Below are 5,505 nucleotides of genomic sequence, written 5' to 3'. Positions count from 1 at the left end.
GGCAGCGTCCACGCCGCGGTAGAGGCAGGCCCGGCATGCGGGCCGCGATCGGGGCGGCCCGATTTCCGCTGGTCCTACCCTCGGCCGAGCCGGCCGGGCGGATCGGCGCCGCCCTCGCCGACCAGCTCGACGACTACCTGCTGCCCCGACTCTCCCGCCTCGACGCGCCGCTGCTCGTGGTGGTCGGCGGGTCCACCGGCGCCGGCAAGTCGACCCTGGTCAACAGCCTGGTGCAGGCCCGGGTCAGCGCCGCCGGGGTGCTGCGGCCCACCACCCGCTCACCGGTCCTGGTCTGCAATCCGGCCGACTCGCCCTGGTTCCGCCGGGGCGAACTGTTGCCCGGGCTGACCCGTACCAATCAGCCCAGCGAGGATCCGCGCACCCTGCACCTGGTCACCGCCCCGGCGCTCGCCCCCGGGCTGGCGTTCCTGGACGCCCCCGACATCGACTCCGTGGTCGACGCCAACCGGGCACTGGCCGGCCAACTGCTCGCCGCGGCCGACCTCTGGCTCTTCGTCACCACCGCCGCCCGGTACGCCGACGCCGTGCCCTGGGAGCTGCTGCACGGCGCGCGGGCCCGGGGCGCGGTGATCGCCCTGGTGCTCGACCGGGTGCCGGCGGAGGCCACCGACGAGGTCGCCGCCCACCTTGCCGAGATGCTCGCCGAGCAGGGTCTCGGCTCGGCACCGCTGTTCGTCCTGCCGGAAACCTGGGTCGACGGGCAGGGCTTGCTGCCTGGCCGGATCACCGCGCCCCTGGCGGACTGGTTCGCCCGGCTCGCCGCCGACGCGGACGCCCGCTCGGCAGTGATCCGGCAGACCCTGGGCGGCGCGCTGGCCGCCCTGCAACCAGCCGTGGAGAGCCTGGCCGGGGCCGCCGACGAGCAGGTGGCCGCCGCCGACGCGCTGGACGAACGGGTAACCGCCGCGTACCGGGCCGCGAACCACACCGTCGAGCAGGGGCTGCGCGACGGCCGGCTGCTCCGCGGCGAGGTGCTCGCCCGCTGGCAGGAATTCATCGGCACCGGCGAGTTCTTCCGCACCCTGGAGGCACGGATCGGCCGGCTGCGCGACAGGATCACGGCCGCGTTCAGTCGGCGTCCGGCGCCGGCCGTCGAACTACGCGACGCGATCGAGTCCCAACTGGTGACCCTGCTGCGCGGGGTCGCCGCCGAGGCGGCCGACCACGCGTACACCGGGTGGAAGGCGCACCCGGCCGGGGCCGCACTACTCGAACCGGATCTCGCCCACCACTCGCCCGACCTGCCCGAACGCGCCGAGCGGCTGGTCCGGGACTGGCAGCGCGGCGTGCTGGAGCTGGTTCGGGCCGAGGGCGGCGACCGGCGCTTCGTGGCCCGGACGGCGGCGTACGCGGTGAACGCCACCGGGCTGGCCGTGATGATCGCGGTCTTCGCCTCCACCGCGTTCATCCCGACCGGACTGGAGGTCGCCACCGGGGCCGGCACGACCGTCGCCGGGCAGGCCGTGCTCCAGGCGATCTTCGGCGACCAGGCCGTGCGTACGCTGGCCGGCAAGGCCCGGCAAGACCTGCTGGAGCGGACGCGGGCCCTGCTGGACTCCGAGGCGGCCCGCTTTCTTGCTCGGACCGACCAGGCGCGGCCGGCGGCCCGGACCGCGGCGGCGCTGCGCCAGGCGGCCAGACGGGTGGAGACGGCCCGGCTGCACAGCGGATTCGCCAGCGCCGCCCGAGCGCTGAGCACCCCGGTGACCGACCAGGGACAGCCGTGACCGGCATCGGCGAGCGTCTGCGGGATGCGTTCCGGGCCGACGGGCGGGTGGACCCGGACCAGCTGGTCGCCCGGCTGGAGGCGGTGCACCGGTTCCTCGGCATCGTCGACGGCCACCTGCCGGACACCCCGCTCGTCCCGGCGCGCACGCTGGTCGAGCGGGCCGGGACCCGGCTGTCGCTGTCCCGCGATCACACCGTCGTGGCGCTGGCCGGCACGACCGGCAGCGGCAAGTCGAGCCTGTTCAACGCGATGGCCCGGATGGACCTGTCGCCCGTCGGGGTACGCCGGCCGACCACCGGCGTGACCCACGCCTGCGTCTGGGGACCGCTCGACGGGGGCACCCGGCTGCTCGACTGGCTCGGTGTGCTGCCCCGGCACCGGTTCGTCCGGGAGAGCGTGCTGGACGGCGACGACGAGTCCACCCTGCACGGGCTGATCCTGCTCGACCTGCCGGACTTCGACTCCGTGCAGCACTCGCACCGGCTGGAGGTGGACCGGCTGCTCGGCCTGGTGGACCTCGTGGTCTGGGTGGTCGACCCGCAGAAGTACGCCGACCGGGTGATGCACAGCAGCTACCTTCGCGAGTTCCACCAGCACCGGGACGTCACCCTGGTCGTGCTCAACCAGACCGACCGGCTGCCCCCGGCCGACGTGCCCCGGGTGCTGGCCGACCTGCGCCGGCTGCTCGACGCGGACGGGCTGGAGGAGGTGCCGCTGCTGGCCTCCACCATCGCCGGCCCGGCCGGGCCGGACGGGCTGCGGGCAGCGCTGGAGCGCACCGTCGCCGAGCGGCAGGCCGCGCTGCGCCGACTCTCCGGGGATGTGGACGCCGTGGTCGCCGCGCTGGACGAGATGGTCGGGGCACCCCGGCCGGCGCTCGCCCCGGACGATCCCGCGGTCGGCGCGCTGGACCGGGCGCTGGGTGCCGTGGCGGGGGTTCCGGCGGTCGTGGCGGCGGTCGAGCAGGCGTACCGGCACCGGGCCGCGTCGACCACCGGCTGGCCGCTGACGCGGATCTGGCGGCGGCTGCGCCCCGACCCGCTGCGCCGGCTGCACCTGTCCGGCCCGCAAGGCGACCCGGCGGAGAGCCTGGTCGCCGCGACGTCCGTACCCGAGCCCAGCGCCGCCGACAAGTCCGCGCTGGCGCTGGCGCTGCGTACGGTGACCGAGCGGGCCGCCGCGGGGCTGCCGAGCGTCTGGCCGGACTCGGTGGCCACGGCCGCCCGCTCCCGCCTCGGCGACCTGCCGGACGCCCTGGACCGCGCGGTCGCCGGTGCCGACCCGGGCATGAACCGGCCCCGGACCTGGTGGCGGCTGGTCGGCGGGGTGCAGTGGCTGGTGACCCTCGCGGCGGCGGCCGGGCTGGGCTGGCTGGTCCTCGGCTACGCACTACGGGCCCTGGGGCTGCCGGAGCTGCGGCCTCCGATGGTCGGCGAGGTGCCCGCGCCGACCCTGCTGCTGCTCGGTGGACTGCTGGCCGGGCTGCTGGTGGCGGCCCTGACCCGGCCGTTGTCGAGGTGGGCCGCCCGGCGAGCCCGCCAGCGGGCCGAGACGCGGCTGACGGGTGCGGTGGCCCTCGTCGGTGACGAGTACGTGCTCGCCCCGGTGCGGGCGGTGATCGCCGCCCACGCCGACGCCCGGACCGTCCTGGAGGTCGCCCGGCACCGGTGAGGTCCGCGGCTCAGTTCCGAGACCGGCCCACGCCGGTCGGTTCGCTCAGCGCATGACCGGGCGGCGAGCGGCGTAGGGTCGGGTCATGGCCACGCCACTGACCCCCTACGACGCGGTGCTGCACGCCGCACGCGACGTGACCAAGCTCGACTCGGCGCTCGACGCGGAAATGCTCGGCGCGGCACTGCTGGGCAGCGTGTACGAGGTCGCGGAGACCGATCGGGACACGGCGGTACGCGAATTCGTGGCCGGCTTCCTCGCGGCCACCTCACGACGGCGGACCGCAGCGGCAACCACCGTGCGCGCGGTCTTCGCCGCCCTGGTGCCGGACGCGAGCGGTGCGGAGCGGGTACGCCCCGGTGCCGCCGCACCTGCCTGGTCAGGCCAGCTCGGCAAGGTCCACCTCACCGGCACCTGGGCGTACGGTGACGTGTACGGCGACCAAACCTCGTACCTGGCCACCTTCGCGTACGACGACGCCTCCGGCGGGCCGGAACACGCGCTGGTGGCGCTGGTCGACCACAACATCGGCATCACCAAGGACGTCTTCGTCGGCGGGCCGGCCAGCCGGATCCTGGAGCAGGTCCGGCAGCTTTGTGCCGCCGACGAGCTGACCTGGTTCCGGGATGAGGACCCGACCCGGATGCGCGACGAGGTGACCCGTCACCTGGCGGTCACCGACCGCCTGGGTCAGCTGCCCGGGACGAGTTCGCTGGCCACCGATCGCGCGCTGGTCGGGGCCCGGTTGGCGGTCCTGCCCGCCGCGACGACGCCGCCGCCCCGGCTGCCCGACGATCCGCTGCCGGACGCCGAGCGGGCCGAGGAGATCCGGCGCTTCCTGGCCGCACCGGAGGCGGCCCGGGCCGGGCTGGACGCCGTCGACGGTGCGGAACTGGCCTCCCTGCACTTCTGCCTCGGCCTGCTGCTCGACCACGCGGCCACCTTCCCGGACGCCGACCCGCTGCGCTGGAGCCCGACGGTGGCCGGGTTGTTCCTGCTGGACTGGGTGCACCGCCGGGCCGTGCTGGACATGGACGACGCCGCGATGCTGCCCCGGGTGCTCCGCGCCTGGACCGGGTACGCGGCCCGCCGGCGCGGGCTGCCCGCGTCGGCCGCGGCCGGGACCGACGCCGCGATCGAGGAGATGGTGCCGGAGTTCGTCCGGCTCTACGCCACCGGCGAGCGGCGCAGCCCGGCGACTGCCGCCGTCGCGCAGCTGATGGCCGACGGCGTCGACCCGGACGACCCGGCCGCCCTCGATGCCTGGATCGACGCCAACCGCCACCGCCTCGCCGACGACGGCTGACCGCCGAGGGAGCGGGGCCGCCGCCGGGCGGAATCCGGCTGGCCCACGCCGGCCAGGAGGCCGAGCCGCCGTCAGGGTTCGACGAGGGCGAGCCGGCGCGGGCTGACCCACCACCCAGTGCCTCGTCTTTGAACGCCGTTCATCGAGAACGGCAACTGTCCAAAATCTCGCGTGGGCGGTGCCCCGTTTACCCGATCGAGGTTGCGCGCCGGGCATCTAGGCAGGCCGACGACCACGCCGCCGAGCGTGCCGGGACCGGGCAGTGCTGGTCAGGTCGGAAGCGGCGGGACGCATCGGTTCGGGGATGACGCTGGTCAGCGGCGCGGCCGATGGGGGTTCGGGCGCCGGGACCGTCGGAGCGATCGATCCAACCGGGTCCGCCGACGTGCTCGGATCCGTCGATGCCGGCGAATCGACCGACGCGCTCGGGCCCGTCGACGCGCTCGGGTCGGTCGATCCGCCCGGTTCCGTCGTGGCCGGCGGCTTCGTTGAGGGGTTCGTTGAGGCCGGCGGCTTCGTTGAGGGGTTCGTTGAGGCCGGCGGGTTCGTTGAAGGGTTCGTTGAGGCCGGCGGGTCCGTCGACACGGTCGGGGCGACCGAGGCGGTCGGCGAGGTGGGCCCGCCGGTCGGCGTCGGAGAGCCGGTCGGCGACGCGCTCGGCGATGGAGTGGGCCTCGGCGTCCGGGTCGGGTTCGGGGTGGGCAGCGGCAGCGGGGCGGGCGTCGTGGTGGGCGGCCGGGGCGCGGGGACGGTCGGCGGCGGCGCCGGGCGGCGCCCC

Annotated in this window: 3 protein-coding genes and 1 pseudogene; all 4 read left to right on the top strand. The window is 75.7% G+C overall.

Features of this window, described 5'->3' with window-relative positions:
• Window positions 1-35: 35 nt before the first annotated feature.
• Window positions 36-1,748, top strand: coding sequence for a GTPase domain-containing protein (locus tag AB0M52_RS29810; protein WP_363960646.1), 1,713 nt, complete (start codon window positions 36-38; stop codon window positions 1,746-1,748).
• Window positions 1,745-3,421 (top strand): GTPase, encoded by a 1,677-nt coding sequence (locus AB0M52_RS29805; protein WP_363960644.1) that lies wholly within the window; start codon window positions 1,745-1,747, stop codon window positions 3,419-3,421. The genes AB0M52_RS29810 and AB0M52_RS29805 overlap by 4 nt, the downstream gene beginning before the upstream one ends.
• An 85-nt stretch (window positions 3,422-3,506) precedes the next feature.
• The gene (locus AB0M52_RS29800) at window positions 3,507-4,727 is read left to right on the top strand and encodes a hypothetical protein (protein WP_363960642.1); all 1,221 of its coding nucleotides are present in this window, start codon (window positions 3,507-3,509) and stop codon (window positions 4,725-4,727) included.
• A gap of 385 nt (window positions 4,728-5,112) precedes the next feature.
• Window positions 5,113-5,505 (top strand): annotated as a pseudogene (locus AB0M52_RS29795) (hypothetical protein); the annotation flags it as partial.

Source organism: Micromonospora sp. NPDC051296 (assembly GCF_040682255.1).
GTDB classification, from domain to species: domain Bacteria; phylum Actinomycetota; class Actinomycetes; order Mycobacteriales; family Micromonosporaceae; genus Micromonospora; species Micromonospora craterilacus.
The sequence above is the reverse complement of the archived record's forward strand: the minus strand, read 5'-3'. Positions and strand labels throughout refer to the sequence as shown.